This window comes from Feifania hominis, assembly GCF_014384765.1.
GTDB lineage: Bacteria > Bacillota > Clostridia > Oscillospirales > Feifaniaceae > Feifania > Feifania hominis.
In genome coordinates this window covers 460,020-474,691 of sequence record NZ_JACRSP010000001.1, presented here as the reverse complement: position 1 = coordinate 474,691, position 14,672 = coordinate 460,020, and the positions used below count along the sequence as shown (strand labels likewise).

Annotated in this window: 15 protein-coding genes; all 15 read right to left on the bottom strand. The window is 56.7% G+C overall.

Annotated elements, in window-relative coordinates; translation table 11 throughout:
- Nucleotides 1–2: 2 nt before the first annotated feature.
- Complete coding sequence (locus tag H8695_RS02270) at nucleotides 3–872, bottom strand: MurR/RpiR family transcriptional regulator (protein ID WP_249299250.1); 870 nt, start codon at nucleotides 870–872, stop codon at nucleotides 3–5.
- The gene (locus tag H8695_RS02265) at nucleotides 862–1,215 is read right to left on the bottom strand and encodes a hypothetical protein (RefSeq protein ID WP_249299249.1); all 354 of its coding nucleotides are present in this window, start codon (nucleotides 1,213–1,215) and stop codon (nucleotides 862–864) included. The genes H8695_RS02270 and H8695_RS02265 overlap by 11 nt, the downstream gene beginning before the upstream one ends.
- A 14-nt stretch (nucleotides 1,216–1,229) precedes the next feature.
- Nucleotides 1,230–1,949, bottom strand: a complete 720-nt coding sequence (locus H8695_RS02260; RefSeq protein WP_249299248.1) for a pseudouridine synthase — start codon at nucleotides 1,947–1,949, stop codon at nucleotides 1,230–1,232.
- A 26-nt stretch (nucleotides 1,950–1,975) separates the two neighbouring features.
- Nucleotides 1,976–3,118, bottom strand: a complete 1,143-nt coding sequence (locus H8695_RS02255) for a D-alanyl-D-alanine carboxypeptidase family protein (RefSeq protein ID WP_249299247.1) — start codon at nucleotides 3,116–3,118, stop codon at nucleotides 1,976–1,978.
- Between the two features lie 109 nt (nucleotides 3,119–3,227).
- Nucleotides 3,228–3,629 (bottom strand): GerW family sporulation protein, encoded by a 402-nt coding sequence (ytfJ, locus tag H8695_RS02250; RefSeq protein ID WP_249299246.1) that lies wholly within the window; start codon nucleotides 3,627–3,629, stop codon nucleotides 3,228–3,230.
- 3 nt (nucleotides 3,630–3,632) lie between these two features.
- Nucleotides 3,633–4,241: a DUF2953 domain-containing protein gene (locus H8695_RS02245; protein WP_249299245.1), complete on the bottom strand. Its 609-nt coding sequence runs from the start codon at nucleotides 4,239–4,241 to the stop codon at nucleotides 3,633–3,635.
- Nucleotides 4,242–4,262: 21 nt separating this feature from the next.
- On the bottom strand, nucleotides 4,263–4,925 hold the full coding sequence (gene scpB, locus H8695_RS02240; RefSeq protein ID WP_249299244.1) for an SMC-Scp complex subunit ScpB: 663 nt from the start codon (nucleotides 4,923–4,925) through the stop codon (nucleotides 4,263–4,265).
- Nucleotides 4,912–5,658, bottom strand: a complete 747-nt coding sequence (locus tag H8695_RS02235; RefSeq protein WP_249299243.1) for a segregation and condensation protein A — start codon at nucleotides 5,656–5,658, stop codon at nucleotides 4,912–4,914. The genes scpB and H8695_RS02235 overlap by 14 nt, the downstream gene beginning before the upstream one ends.
- Before the next feature lie 4 nt (nucleotides 5,659–5,662).
- The gene (locus tag H8695_RS02230; protein WP_249299242.1) at nucleotides 5,663–6,304 is read right to left on the bottom strand and encodes a site-2 protease family protein; all 642 of its coding nucleotides are present in this window, start codon (nucleotides 6,302–6,304) and stop codon (nucleotides 5,663–5,665) included.
- Nucleotides 6,305–6,327: 23 nt separating this feature from the next.
- On the bottom strand, nucleotides 6,328–7,734 hold the full coding sequence (locus H8695_RS02225; protein WP_249299241.1) for an aminopeptidase: 1,407 nt from the start codon (nucleotides 7,732–7,734) through the stop codon (nucleotides 6,328–6,330).
- A gap of 11 nt (nucleotides 7,735–7,745) precedes the next feature.
- Nucleotides 7,746–8,270 (bottom strand): hypothetical protein, encoded by a 525-nt coding sequence (locus tag H8695_RS02220; RefSeq protein ID WP_249299240.1) that lies wholly within the window; start codon nucleotides 8,268–8,270, stop codon nucleotides 7,746–7,748.
- Between the two features lie 7 nt (nucleotides 8,271–8,277).
- On the bottom strand, nucleotides 8,278–8,925 hold the full coding sequence (locus H8695_RS02215; RefSeq protein ID WP_249299239.1) for a DnaJ domain-containing protein: 648 nt from the start codon (nucleotides 8,923–8,925) through the stop codon (nucleotides 8,278–8,280).
- The gene (locus H8695_RS02210; RefSeq protein WP_249299238.1) at nucleotides 8,922–9,803 is read right to left on the bottom strand and encodes a DUF5685 family protein; all 882 of its coding nucleotides are present in this window, start codon (nucleotides 9,801–9,803) and stop codon (nucleotides 8,922–8,924) included. The genes H8695_RS02215 and H8695_RS02210 overlap by 4 nt, the downstream gene beginning before the upstream one ends.
- A gap of 23 nt (nucleotides 9,804–9,826) precedes the next feature.
- A complete protein-coding gene (gene uvrA / locus H8695_RS02205) occupies nucleotides 9,827–12,685 on the bottom strand; it encodes an excinuclease ABC subunit UvrA (RefSeq protein WP_249299237.1) in 2,859 nt (952 codons plus the stop codon).
- 1 nt (nucleotide 12,686) lies between these two features.
- Entirely contained in the window at nucleotides 12,687–14,663 is a 1,977-nt protein-coding gene (uvrB, locus tag H8695_RS02200) for an excinuclease ABC subunit UvrB (protein ID WP_249299236.1), read from the bottom strand.
- Nucleotides 14,664–14,672: the final 9 nt, after the last annotated feature.

Here is a 14,672-nt window from a genome sequence, read left to right as displayed (position 1 = left end):
CCCTAGTAGTTGTTGCCCATCTTCTCATAGACGTCATACTCGTCCCAGATGCGCTCGAGTTCATCAAAGGTGGCCTCAATCCGGCTGCGCTGGCGCTGGCTGACCGCCACGATGAGGGCATTGATCAGGCTCAGCGGCGCCACCAGCGAATCGACAAACGACACCATGTCGCTGCGGGCAATCAGCGTTTTGGTCGCGGATTTGACCAGCGGCGAGAAGATGCTGTCGGTGATGGCGACCACCTGCGCTCCCCGGTCGCTCGCAAACTGAAGCGCCTTAATCACACGCTTGGAATAGCGAGGGAAGCTGATGCCGATCACCACATCTCCCTCCCCGACGCCCAGCATCTGCTCAAAGGTCTCACTGACACTGTTGGTCTGAATCAGGCGGCTGTTGTCAAAGAGCAAATTGAAGTAAAATCCCAGAAAGCCGGCCAGTGCCGATGCGCTGCGCACGCCGAGAATGTAAATCTTGCGTGCGCCTGTGATCAGATCGACTACTTCCTCAAAGTCCTTGACGTTGATCTCCTCGCGGGTGATGCGGATTTTATCGATGTCAGCGCTGAGCACCTTGGAGAGCACATCCGCGCTTCCGAGTTTCAGATCCGTGACCTCCATGCGCTGGGTGAGCGTGAGTTTCGAGCGCAGATACTCCTGCAGCACGCTCTGCAGCTGCGGGTAGCCCGTATAGCCCAGAAAGGCCGCAAAGCGAACAACGGTCGACTCGCTGACCCCTACGGTCATGCCGAGCTTCGCCGCCGTCATAAACGCCGCCTTGTCGAAGTTATCGATGATGTACTTGGCGATGATCTTCTGATTTTTTGAGAGCTTGGGCATCATGCTCTCCAGGCGTTTGATCAGATCATTTCCCATGGTGCTCCTCCTTTGCGTGACAGCCGTGTGAGAAGAGCGCCTCCATATCGGGCAACTCCGTCCTTGCGCCGCGCCGGACAAAGCCGAGGACGCCGAGCTCATCAAACAGCTCTTCGTTTTCGCTGTAGGCGCTGCGAAATCCCGCGTTCAGCGCAAAGCTGCACACGGCGCGCGTGAGTGCGTCACAGGTGCCGAGTCCCGCCACGGGCTCGTGCTCCGTGATGCCAAGAAGCCTCACCGCATCGCCGTCAAATTGAAATTCCATTTTGGCTTTCAGCTCGCCGCCGTCATAAATTCCGTAGGCGGGCGGATAGCCATCCTCCATTTTTTTCACTGTCAGCATAGCCTGTCCACCTCTCAGAGTGCCTTGAGCAGATTGATTTCCCCGTTTTCCAGATAGCGCCACTTGCCCGCCTTGAGCCCGGCGAGCTTGAGCGGGCCGATCGCGATTCTCTTCAGACGCATCACCTCAAGGCCCGCCTGTTCACACATTTTGCGAATCTGGCGATTTCTCCCCTCCTTGAGCACAAAGAGCAGCACCGTCCTGTCGGAGCGCTTTTCCAACTTCTCAATCTCTGAGCTGTCCGAAATTCGCCCATCGAGAAGTATGGGCGAATTGAGCGTCTCAAGCTGAGCGCCGCTCACCTCGCCGCGCACCGTGACAAGATAGCGTTTTTCAATGTCATGGCTCGGATGGGTCAGCTTGTAGATGAGCTGACCATCGTCGGTCAAAAGGAGCATGCCCTCCGACTCCTTGTCGAGTCTGCCGACCGGCAGCACGCGAGCGCCCACATCGCGCAGCAGCTCCACTACGCACTTGCGGTCGTACTCATCCGACATGGTGGTAATATAGCCGCGGGGCTTGTTGAGCATCACATAGGTGTACCCCTTTTTCTCAGGCAAAACCTCGTGGCCGTCGATGGTCACAAAGTCCTTGCGCGGCACAATTTTGTCCCCCAGCACGGCGATCTGGTTGTTGATCCTGACCCGGCGCTCCACAATGAGCTGCTCAGCCGCGCGGCGGGAACAGACGCCGCAGGATGCAATATATTTCTGGACTCTTTCAAATTTCTCCAATTCGCTACTTCCTTTTACGTTTACTCTTATCCTAGTATATTAAACAACAAATCCCTTATTTTATCAATAAATTTTTGAAAGCCGCTTTTCGGAATTTCGCAGGACTGCGCTGCCACACATTCAAATTCGCGCACGATCTGCTGCCCGTTGTAAAGGACAACCCTCCCCACGCAGTCACCTGCGGCCACCGGTGCGTACAGAAAGCGCGGCAGCTCGACCACCGCGCGGTAGTTCTGCGCCTCTCCCTTTTTGACGACGGTGATGTACTCCTGCGGCACACGCGCCTCGATGCTCTCTCTCACCCCGCCGGTCACGCGCACGGTATAGCTTGCGTCGACCTGTTCCAGAAGATCGACACGCTCCACCTGTGTGAAGCCGTAGTCAAAGAGCTTTTTGTGGTCGTTCCAGTCGTCGGGCGCCGAGAGCGTCACGGCGATGAGTGTGATGCCGTCGCGCTCGGCCGCGCTCACAAGGCACCGCCCCGACTTTTTGGTAAAGCCGGTCTTGACGCCGATACACCCCTCATAGGTACTCAGAAGTCGGTTGTGATTTTTGAGATAGCGGGTCATCTCCCCGGTGACAACCTTGATGCTCTGTGTACCGACGATTTCACAGAACTCCGGGTTTTCCAATGCATAGGCGGTGAGCTTTGCAAAGTCCGCCGCCGTCGTGTAGTGGTTTTCACCGTCCAGACCGGACGGTGTCTCAAAGGAGGTATCTCGAAGACCGAGCGCGCGCGCCTTGTCGTTCATCATTTTGACAAATCCGTCCACGTCGCCGCCCACATGCTCCGCGAGGACAAGCGCCGCGTCGTTGCCAGAGGCCAGCATCAGCCCATAGAGTAAATTCTGCACCGTGATCTTCTCGCCGACCTTGAGATACATGGCAGACCCCTCGCTGGTGCGGACAATGTCCGAGACCGTCACCTCGTCGACGAGTTTTGCATTTTCAAGCGTCAGCACCGCCGTCATGATCTTGGTCGTGCTCGCCATCGGCATGCGGCGCTGCGCGTCTTTCTCATAGAGCACAAGCCCTCCCGACGGCTCAATCAAAATGGCCGATTTGGCCGAAAGAGACGGCGGCTCCTGCTGTCCGGCATTGGCCGGCACCGACATCAGACCAATTGTCAACACGGCGCACAGCAGCATCGCCGCCCACTTTTTTCTCATTTTCAACCACCTCACAAGCCAGTATATGAGATGGCCGGGCCTTTTATTTGCCCGTTTGGGTGACAAAAAGACACCGGCTCCCTGTCACGGGACCGGTGTCTTTTGCAACTTATTCTTCCACGGGGGATTTCTTTTCCTTTTTGACCATGCCCGACACCTTGTCGACCATCTCGGGAACCAGGGAGATGATGCTGTCGACCGCCGAGGTGTTGGAGTTGATCTGGAGCAGTTTGACACAGCCGTTGTTGATCACCAGAAATGCAATCGGGTTGATCGAGATGCCCGCGCCGCTGCCGCCGCCAAACGCCTTCTCGCCCGCCGCCTCTGCCGGAGATTTCGGGGGCCAGTCGGAGCCGCCGGTACCAAAGCCGAAGCTGACCTTGGAAACCGGGATAATGGTGGTACCGTCGGCCGCAATAATCGGCTCGCCGATGATGGTGTTGACGTCCACCATCTCTTTGATGTTGCTCATTGCCGTGGACATCAGGCCCTGAATGGGATGCTCAGACATAAATTACACCGCCTTTACTCTTTGTCTTTTTTGTCTTCTTCTCAGTGCTAAGTATTTCACCAGCATAACCAGCGCTGTGACTAGTATGCGCCAGATACGCAGATAAAATTCGGTTTCAAAATATACCCGGTAATGTGAAGCTGTAAAATCAACGCTCAGGCGCAGATCCCTTTCGCGCAGCGTGAACGTTTCGCCGAGCAGCGCCACCAGGGGGTAGAGCAGGGCGTTCAGCCCTCCAAACTGGATTGCCGCCTGTGCGGCGTCACCCGCCGCCACTTTGATATAGAGGCGAAAAACGGGAAAGACAATCTTCTTGACAAGCCCGCGCCAGGCCACCGGCACCAAGGTACGCATAAGTTCAAGCACCTCACGCGCGCTTAAGGCTCCCTTTTCCACCGCCTGAAGCTCTCGCTCGGCATCATGCTGCACCTCGTTTTCGGCCTGCTGCTCCTGCTTCGGCGCCTGCTCTGCCGGAAGTATCGGTATGCGAAACCGGAGAATCTGCACGCCGACAAAGAGAGTGCCGTCATAGCGGATGCGAACCCGAATGCGCAGACTGAGCAGCGCCGCAAACAGCAGCGCAATCACTGCGATGACAATCAGCGCCGTCAACCGCGCTCACCTCCCCGTCTCTCAGTCAAGCCCCGCCTGTGCCATGGGGCGAGTCAGGCTATTCTCCCCGCCCTCCTGTGCTTCGGAAGCCGCCGCAAGAGTGTGCTTGTACTGCTCGAGCTCCTGCTCGCTTGCGGCATCGGAGGGCAGAAGCAAATCCATCTGCTCGAGATCCTGCTGCTCAAATTCGGGCATATCCCGCAGCGATGACAGCGCAAACACCCGAAGAAACTCCGGCGTTGTGCCAAAGACACGAGGTCTGCCCGGAACATCGAGCCGCCCGACCTCCCGCAGCAGTCCCTTGTCGATGAGGTTATTGATGACCACATCGCTTGACACGCCGCGTACCTGTTCGATATAGCCGCGCGTCACGGGCTGGTTGTAGGCCGCAATCGCGAGCACCTCAAGCGCCGCCTTGGAGAGCGACGCATCGCGCCGCGTGTCGAGCGCCGTGCGGATATAGTCGATGTACTCGGGGCGGGTCGCCATCTGATAGGCCGTCTCAAGCTTTAAAATCTTGATGCCCCGCCGGTCGAAGTTGTAGGTGTCCGTCAGCTCTCCAATGAGCTTGTCCACCTCTTTTTTATCCATCTCAAGGGCGTTTGCAATGCGCTCGAGCTCAATCGGCTCGCCGGAGGCGAACAGGATCCCCTCGATGATGCACTTTGCCTCATACTTGTCCATTTGTTTCCCCACCCTGCGTCAGTATCACTTCCAACTTTTCCTCTTCGCCCTCCACACAGATGCGCTTGGACTTGATCAGCTCGAGCAGAGCCAGAAAAGTTGCAACCCGCTCCGAGCGGGAATCGTCGCTTGCAAAGAGACTTCGATAGGCGACGCGAGACTTTTTCTTGAGTGTGCGCAGCACATAGAGCACACGTGAAAAGACCGATACCACATGGGTGCTGACAATTCCGGAGAAAGACCGAATGGTCGGCGGAATTCGCCGCGCGCTCTTGCGTGCCACATTTTTGTAGGCCGCGAGCAGCTCGCCTATGTCGTGGTGCTTGTGGTATGTATTGTCAAACGTGATCGGCGTCGGTTCGCGCACCAGGGTCCGAAGCCCGATTTTCTCGCGGCTCTCAGCGAGCTGCAGCGAGATTTCCTTGTACTTTTTGTAGTCGAGAAGCAGGTTGACCAGTGACTCGCGCGGGTCCTCCTCCATCTCCTCTTCGCTCTTCGGCAGAAGCATCTTCGATTTGATGTAGAGCAGATCGGAGGCTATGACCATAAACTCGCTGACGTTGTCAAGGTCCATCTGCTGATAGGCGTTGACATACTCCATATACTGCTCGAGCAGATCGGCGATTGGAATGTCACAGATATTCAATTTGTTTTTGTCAATCAGGTGCAGCAGCAGGTCAAGCGGCCCCTCAAACACCTCGAACTTATAGCTGATCTTTTCCAAGCGCCACATTCCTTTACGGCATGATTTTCAGAATCAGATTTTCCATTCCCGAGATCACAAATCCTCTCGCCACACTCAGCGGTCTTGAGAGCCAGCCGAAATACAGGGCGATGAACAGAAAAATCTGCCCGTAGACCTCGTAGTTCAGTACTTTGTAGTAGATCTTGTCCGGCAGGATGATGCCGAGTATCTTCGAGCCGTCCAGCGGCGGGAACGGAATCAAATTGAACACCGCAAGACCCACATTCAAAATGGCGAAGATCTGAAAAAAGTTGATGACATAGTCGATGCGCGCCAAAAACGGCACCCGGATGCAGATGTGAAACATCAAAATACCAAAGAAGCCGAGTATCAGGTTTATCGCCGGTCCCGCGATGGAGACCAGCGCAATATCCCGTTTTCGGTGCTTGAAGTAGTATGGATTGATGGGCACAGGCTTCGCCCAGCCAAACCGGAAGAGGATCATGCTGATGGTCCCGATGGGATCGAGATGGCGCATGGGGTTGAGAGTCAGACGGCCCTGATTCTTTGCCGTCGGATCGCCGAGCCTGTAGGCCACAAAGCCGTGCGCCACCTCGTGAAAGGTCAACGATATCAAAACGATCGGCACCGTGTAGATCATCGCGTCGATGATTTGAAGCAGTAAATTACGCAAGCTGTCCCATCCTAACTGTCAGTTTATTTCTGTCCAAAAAAAGCACGGCAGGCCTGCTTGAGCATATAGACGTCGGTCTTGGACACCACCTCAAACGGAGCGTGCATCGAGAGCACCGGCACACCGATATCAATGGTCTCAATGCCAAGGTTTGCAAGGTACATTGCGACCGTCCCGCCGCCGCCGGCGTCGATTTTGCCGAGTTCCCCGACCTGCCAGAGAACCCGGTTCTCATCGAGCAGCGACGCCACTTTGGCAAAAAACTCGGCGTTCGCGTCCGATGTGCCGCTCTTGCCGCGCGAGCCGACATACTTTGCAACACCGACACCGCGGTTGACGAATACGGAGTTCTGCTTCTCGTACACCTCGGGATAATTGGAATCATAGGCCGCCGTCACGTCGGCCGAGAAGCACTCGCTGTTCTCATAGGCAGCGGTAAGCGACACGCCCTGCATCGCCGCAATGTCCGAAAAGAGGTACTGAAGCGTGTGCGACTGCATGCCCGTGAGCCCCTCGCTGCCCGTCTCCTCCTTGTCAACCAGAGCGCACATGGTGCAGAAAGTCGGACGCTCCACCTCGAGCAGCCCCATTGCCGCCCCGTAGGCGCACACCCGGTCATCCTGGCCATAGGCGCCGACAAAGCTGCGGTCGAGCCCCACATCGCGCGCGGCAAAGGCCGGCACAATCTCGAGTTCCGCGCTGAGAAAATCGCGCTCGGTCACGCCGTAGCGCTCGTTTAGAATCTTCAGAATGTTCAGCTTAACCCGGTTCGAGGCCTTGTCGTCGAGGAAAGGACGGCTGCCGATGAGTACGTTGAGTGCCTCGCCGGAGATGCCCTCGGCCATGTTCTTTGTCATCTGATCCTTTGCCAGATGCGGCAGCAGATCGGTCACAGTGAACACGGGATCTGTCTCGTTCTCCCCGATCACCACATCGACACAGGTGCCGTCGCGGCGGACCACCACACCGTGAAGCGCCAGAGGAATGGCCGTCCACTGATATTTTTTGATGCCGCCGTAGTAGTGGCTCTTGGCAAAGGCGACTCCCTCCTCCTCAAAGAACGGGCGGGGCTTTAAATCGAGCCGCGGCGCGTCGATGTGCGCCGCCGCCAGTTTGACGCCGTGGTCAATCGTACGTTCGCCGAAGACAAACAGGTAAATCGCCTTTTTTGCCACCGTTTTGTAGACCTTATCACCTGCGTGGTAGGTAGCGCGGCGGTCAAACTCTGTAAAGCCTTTTTCCTTTGCAGCTTTTTCAAACCAGACAACAGCCTCGCGCTCTGTCTTGCAGGCGTTTAAAAAAGCGCGGTAGCCCTCGCTGAATGCGTATACGGTGTCAATCTCCTGCTCCGAAAGCGCCTCATAAGCATTTTCCGGAGTGTCAAACAGTGTCTTTGCGAGCTGCTCGCCCGCCGTTTTCTTTTCGGTCATAAAAACCCCTCCTATTTAAAAAGAGCTCTGTATTTGGTTACGGTAAAATGAATCAGGCCGCTCAGCGCCAGATCGTAGACAATAAAGAGCGCGGCGCAGGCTCCGTAGAGTACCGCCGTATTCTCCAGCAGGCGCTCGGGCAGCGGCAATACCGCCTTTACTCCAAAGAGAAGTATGGACAGCATCGCGCAAAAAAATGCAAGCTTTGCCGCCCAGCAGGCAATGGGATTGTGAAGCCACTTCTCAAAGACCGCCTTGACCGGAGTGTACAGCCCCAGAAAGAGGCTGTAGAGAAATGTCACAGAGAGATCCGGCAGCAGCAGAAAACCGAGTACCGCCGTTGCCGCATAAGTCAGAAACGATGCGGGCAGCCCCGCCTTGATGGCCGTGAAAAAGGGCAAAACGCCCGCAACAGCACAAAGCGCCAACTTGCCGGTGGGCAGGATTGACGCAAAATAGAGAACTGTTACGCCGAGCGCGACAGTGAGTCCGCCGAGCGCCACAGTCTGTACCCTTTTCTTCTGTCTGTCTCTCATACCCATCTCAGCACCGCATGCAGTCGCAGCAGAGGTTCGCCAACATCATGCTCGCGCAGCAGTCACAGCTCGACATACCGCCCGTGGCATAGGGCCCGTATACGCCGCCGCCCTGGCTCGAATAGCGCCCGGCATTGTAGTTGAGCATGTTGAGCGCCTGCGCGTAGGCGGGATTGGAGGGGTCCATGGAGCAGGCCTGGTTCAGCTCGTTTCTGGCCTGTTCGATCCACCCCTTGCCAGCCATGACATTGCCCATGAGAAAATGCCATTCGGCGTCTCTTGGCGCGGGCATATTGTTGAGTTCCACCTCGGCCTGCTGGTAGGCCTGCCGCTGCAGCAGGTTGAAGACGCTTCGATAGCGCGGACTCGGCTGATATTCAACCGCCTGGTAGCCGCCGGAGCCATAGCCGCCGCTGCTGTAACCGCCGTAGCCGCCGCTCTGATAGGTCTGCTGACGGCCTGCGCCGCTGCGCTCTTTCTGGATGGTATCATAGGCCTCGTTGATCTCTTTCATCTTGGTCTCGGCGAGGTCAGCCAGCGGATTGTCTTTGTAATTGTCAGGGTGGTACTTGCGCGCCAGTTCCCGGTAGGCCTTTTTGATCTCTTCATCGGAGGCCGTTGGGGAGACACCGAGCACTTTGTAAGGATCATTCATCTTGTCGATTCAACTTTCTTTGTCAATATAGATTTTTGTCTCTCAGGTAAGCCACGGTACAGTATATTATCAAGGATTCCCTTGTACCACTTGAGATTCAGAAGCTCGTAGGCGCTGCTGGCAAAGGCCAGGCTGTCGGTCAGCGCCACAGTTATATTAGACATGATTCTCTGTTTAAAGTCAATGATATTTTCCCCCTTAACAAAATCGTAATACCGGAGCAGGGGGTTGAACGCCCCGGTCTGCACATCCTGTTCCAAATCGTCAAACGCGTCGATCAAATAGATCCAGCGGCCCATGTGATAGCCGAGTTGGGCGAGAGCGCGCCGGTCGCCGTCATCCTCCGAGAGAGGGACAAAGCAGTCGCGCAGCACCTTTGCGAAGCTGTCGGCATACTGGTCAAGTGGCGCACCAGGTGTCGCGATGGCCTCGTCGAGTTCCCGCAGATCTGCCGCAATTCGAGCGTCAATGTCCCCGTATTCCCGCAGCGCCTTTTTTCGCGCGCGGCCCATGAAAACGAGATAGAGCCGCGCGAGCAGCCGCTTGACTCCCCTTTCGTCCAGTTTATCATCAACCAGCTTGTGGTATGTTAATAAAACATGAATATTGGCGGCGTAGTGCACCGCAGGCGTCTCAACGACACAGGCTTTCTTCTTCAGGGGATTCGCCTTGCACCGTCTGACGCACAGCGGCTTTTCCGCTTCGTCCAGCGCCGCGCCGAGCACCGCGAGAAAGACCGTGTCATAGCTCAGCGAAAAATTGGAAAAGTAGCCGAACTCCTTTCCGAGCTGCTTACAGATTCCGCAGTAATGACTCTGGTAGACGTCGTATTCGCACATGCGAAGCTCGCTTTTCTGGGCCACAACATAGCCGAACACGGCGTCTCCTCCTCTCTCTGCCGCTAACTGCGGCTTTGCCGCTCGCTGCGCTCACGCTCGAGAACGGCGTTCAAATACTGTCCGGTGTAGGAACCCTCAGCGCACGCCACTTCCTCCGGCGTGCCGGCGGCAACCACGGTGCCGCCACGGTCTCCGCCCTCGGGTCCGATGTCGATGATGTAGTCGGCCGTCTTGATGATGTCGAGATTGTGCTCAATGACCACAACCGTGTTGCCGCTGTCAACAAATTTCTGCAGCACATCGATGAGCCGGTGGACGTCTGCGATGTGCAGACCGGTGGTCGGCTCGTCGAGAATGTAGATGGTCTTTCCTGTCGAACGGCGCGAGAGCTCGGTTGCGAGCTTGACGCGCTGCGCCTCTCCGCCCGAGAGTGTGGTGGAGGACTGGCCGATCTTAATATAGGACAGACCCACATCGTAGAGTGTCTGGAGCTTTCGGCTGATCTTGGGCACGTTTTCGAAGAACTTGAGCCCCTCCTCCACCGTCATCTCCAGTACATCGGCAATGCTCTTCCCCTTGTACTTGACTTCGAGCGTCTCCCGGTTGTAGCGCTTGCCCTTACAGACCTCGCACTGCACATAGACGTCGGGCAGAAAGTGCATCTCAATTTTTTTGATGCCGTCGCCCTCGCAGGCCTCGCAGCGGCCGCCCGCAATATTGAAAGAAAAGCGTCCCTGTTTGTAGCCGCGCATCTTGGCTTCGGCAGTCGACGCGAAGATGTCGCGGATGTCGGTGAACACACCGGTGTAGGTTGCGGGATTCGAGCGCGGCGTACGCCCGATGGGCGACTGGTCGATGCTGATGACCTTGTCGAGGTTCTCAATCCCCTCCATGCTGTCGAATTTCCCCGGCCGGCCCTTGGCGCCGTTGAGCTCGGCGGCGAGATGCTTGTAGAGCACCTCGTTGATCAGCGAGCTCTTGCCCGAGCCGGAAACGCCGGTGATACAGGTGAATGTGCCGAGCGGAATGCTCACGTCGATGTGCTTTAAATTGTTTTCCGCCGCGCCGCGAACCGTGAGCAGCTTTCCGGTGCCCTCACGGCGGTGCTCCGGCACTTCGATGTGCTTTTTGTGGGTCAGATACTGGCCCGTGATGGAATTTTCATTTTGCATGATCTCATCGACCGTGCCGCAGGCGACGATCTCGCCGCCGTGGATGCCCGCTCCCGGCCCGACGTCGACGATGTAATCCGATTCAAACATGGTCTCCTCATCGTGTTCGACGACAATCAGAGAATTTCCGAGATCCCTCAGGCGCTTGAGCGTCGCGAGCAGCTTCTGATTGTCGCGCTGATGCAGACCGATCGACGGCTCGTCGAGAATGTAGAGCACCCCCATCAGCGACGAGCCGATCTGGGTCGCGAGACGGATGCGCTGGCTCTCGCCGCCTGACAGCGTACCGGCGCTGCGCGAGAGCGTCAGATACTCAAGGCCCACATTCTGCAGAAAGGTCAGCCGCGAGCGGATCTCCTTGAGAATCTGTTTGGCGATGAACTGCTCGCGCTCGGTGAGTTTGAGGCTGTCAAAAAAAGCGATTTCATCGGTGATGGAGAGATCGGTGAGCTCAATGATATTCTTTCCTCCAACTGTCACGGCAAGGCTGATATCGCGCAGCCGCTTGCCCTTACAGTCCGGGCAGGGGTTGTTGCTCATACAGGTCTCGATCTCGGCGCGCGCATAGTCGCTGCTCGTCTCGCGATGGCGGCGTTCGAGATTGTTGACGATGCCCTCAAAGTCGGTAAAGTAGTTGCCGCTGCCGTATTCGTTGACACGGTTCATCTTGATCTTTTCGCCCTTTGTGCCGTACAGAATCACATCGACCGCCTGCTTCGGCAGCTCGGAAAACGGCACATCCAGCGAGAAGTTGTAGTGCGCGGCGAGCGCATCAAAATACATCTGGGCGATGGTGCCGCCCGTCGCATAGGTCCAGCCGCTGGCCCGAATGGCCCCCTGCCGGATGGAGAGCGACTTGTTCGGTACGATCAGATCGGGGTCGACTTTCAACAGAGTGCCAAGGCCTGTGCAGGTCGGGCAGGCCCCAAAGGGATTGTTGAAAGAGAACATGCGCGGCGACAGCTCCTCAATGCTGACGCCGTGCTCCTCACAGGCATAGTTCTGTGAGAACATCAGCTGCTCCCCGTCGATCACATCGACCAGAACGATTCCGCTCGCGAGTCCCGACGCCACCTCAATGGAGTCGGCCAGACGCTGATGGATGCCCTGCTTGATGACAAGTCTGTCCACGACGATCTCGATGGTGTGCTTCTGGTTTTTGTTGAGCTTGATCTCCTCGCTGAGATCGTAGTTGTAACCGTCCACCCGCACACGGGCAAAGCCGTTTTTGCGCGCGTCGGCAAAGACTTTCTCATGCTCGCCTTTCTTGCCCTTGACAACCGGGGCAAGAATCTGAATTTTTGTGCGCTCCGGCAGCTCCAGCACGCGGTCAACAATCTGGTCGACCGTCTGCTCGGTGATCTCCCTGCCGCAGACCGGGCAGTGCGGAATGCCGATGCGCGCGAAGAGAAGCCGATAGTAATCGTAGATCTCGGTGACGGTTCCCACGGTTGAACGCGGGTTTTTGGAGGTGGTCTTCTGGTCGATGGAAATCGCCGGGGAAAGGCCCTCAATGTAGTCGAGATCGGGCTTGTCCATCTGGCCGATAAACTGCCGCGCGTAGGACGACAGACTCTCGGCGTAGCGCCGCTGTCCCTCGGCGTAAATGGTGTCAAACGCAAGCGACGATTTGCCCGAGCCCGACAGTCCCGTGATGACCACGAGCTTGTCGCGCGGTATGGTCACGTCTACGTTTTTGAGGTTGTGCTCACGCGCCCCCCGAATTTTGATACTGGTTACTGGTGCCAAGTTATTTGCCTCCCTTGAGCGTCGGCGTCCCCCGAAGCTCTTCGATCTTATCCCGCAGATAGGCCGCGTGCTCGAATTCCAGAAGTTTTGCGGCGTTCTTCATCTCTTTTGTCAGCTTCTCAATCAGCTCGAGCTTTTCTTTCTTGTTCAGGCGGCGGTTCGCAAAGCTCTCGGTGTCCTCCCGGGAGCTGATCTCAATCACGTCGCGCACACCCTTGACGACCGTCTTCGGGGTGATGTTGTGTTCGATGTTGTATTCATTTTGAATCGCGCGGCGGCGCTCGGTCTCCCCGATCGCCCAGCGCATGGAGTCGGTAATTTTGTCGCCGTACATGATGACCTTGCCGTGGTCGTTTCGAGCCGCGCGGCCAATGGTCTGAATCAGTGAAGTCTCCGAGCGCAGAAAGCCCTCTTTATCGGCGTCCAGAATGGCGACGAGCGACACCTCGGGCAGATCAAGGCCCTCGCGCAGCAGATTGATGCCGACGAGAACGTCAAACTTTCCAAGCCGCAGATCCCGGATGATCTCCATGCGCTCAATGGTCTCGACGTCATGGTGCATGTAGCGCACTTTGACGCCGACATTCTCAAGATACGTAGTCAGATCCTCTGCCATCTTCTTGGTGAGAGTGGTCACAAGCACCCGCTCGCCCGCCTCATGGCGGGCATTGATCTCGCCGAGCAGATCGTCAATCTGCCCCTCGGTCGGGCGCACCTCCACCTCGGGATCCAAAAGCCCGGTGGGTCGGATGACCTGCTCGACAATCTGCGCCGAGCGCTCACGCTCGAACTGGCCGGGCGTCGCCGAGACATAGACCACCTGGCCCATTCGCTCAACAAACTCGTCAAAGCGCAAAGGACGGTTGTCAAAGGCCGACGGCAGACGGAAGCCATACTCCACCAGCGACTCTTTTCGGGAACGGTCGCCGCCATACATGCCGCGTACCTGCGGAAGCGTGACATGAGACTCGTCGATGAACATCAGATAGTCTTTCGGCAAGTAGTCGAGCAGTGTGTAGGGTGTCGAGCCCGGTGCGCGTCCGCTCAGAATGCGCGAGTAGTTCTCGATGCCGCTGCAAAAGCCAATTTCGCGCAGCATCTCCATGTCGTACTTGGTACGCTCGGCAATGCGCTGCGCCTCGATGAGTTTGTGGCGCTCCTCAAAGAACTTCACACGCTCTTCCATCTCCTGCTCGATCTCGGTGATGGCGGCCTCAATTTTCTCCTTGTCGACAACGTAGTGCGACGCCGGGAAAACCTCAGCAAATTTGACAAAGCCCTGTATTTCCCCGGTAATGACATTGACCTCGGCAATGCGTTCGATCTCGTCGCCGAAAAATTCCACACGCAGAATGATGTCCGTCGCATCCGCCGGGAAAATCTCGAGCACATCGCCGCGCACGCGGAACTTGTTTCGTGTGAAGTTGATGTCGTTTCTCTCATACTGGATGTCGACAAGCCTTTTGATGACGTCGTCCCGGTCTTTTCTCATGCCGACTTTGAGTACGATGACCATTTTGTTATACTCGAGCGGGTCACCCAGCGAGTAGATGCAGGAGACGGATGAGACGATGATGACGTCGCGCCGCTCAAAGAGCGCGGAGGTCGCGCTGTGACGCAGCTTGTCGATCTCGTCGTTGATCGACGAGTCCTTTTCGATGTAGGTGTCGGTCGTCGGCAGATAGGACTCCGGCTGGTAATAGTCGTAGTAGCTGACAAAATACTCCACGGCGTTGTTCGGAAAAAACTCGCGAAACTCGCTGCACAGCTGGGCTGCAAGCGTCTTGTTGTGGGCGAGTACCAGCGTGGGCTTTCCCACGTTCTGAATGATGTTTGCCATGGTGAAAGTCTTGCCCGAGCCGGTGACACCGAGAAGCGTCTGCTCCCGGTTGCCCTTGATGATTCCCTCTGAGAGCCGCTCGATCGCCTGGGGCTGATCGCCCGACGGCTGATAGGGTGACTGAAGATCAAATTCCATGCTTCCTCC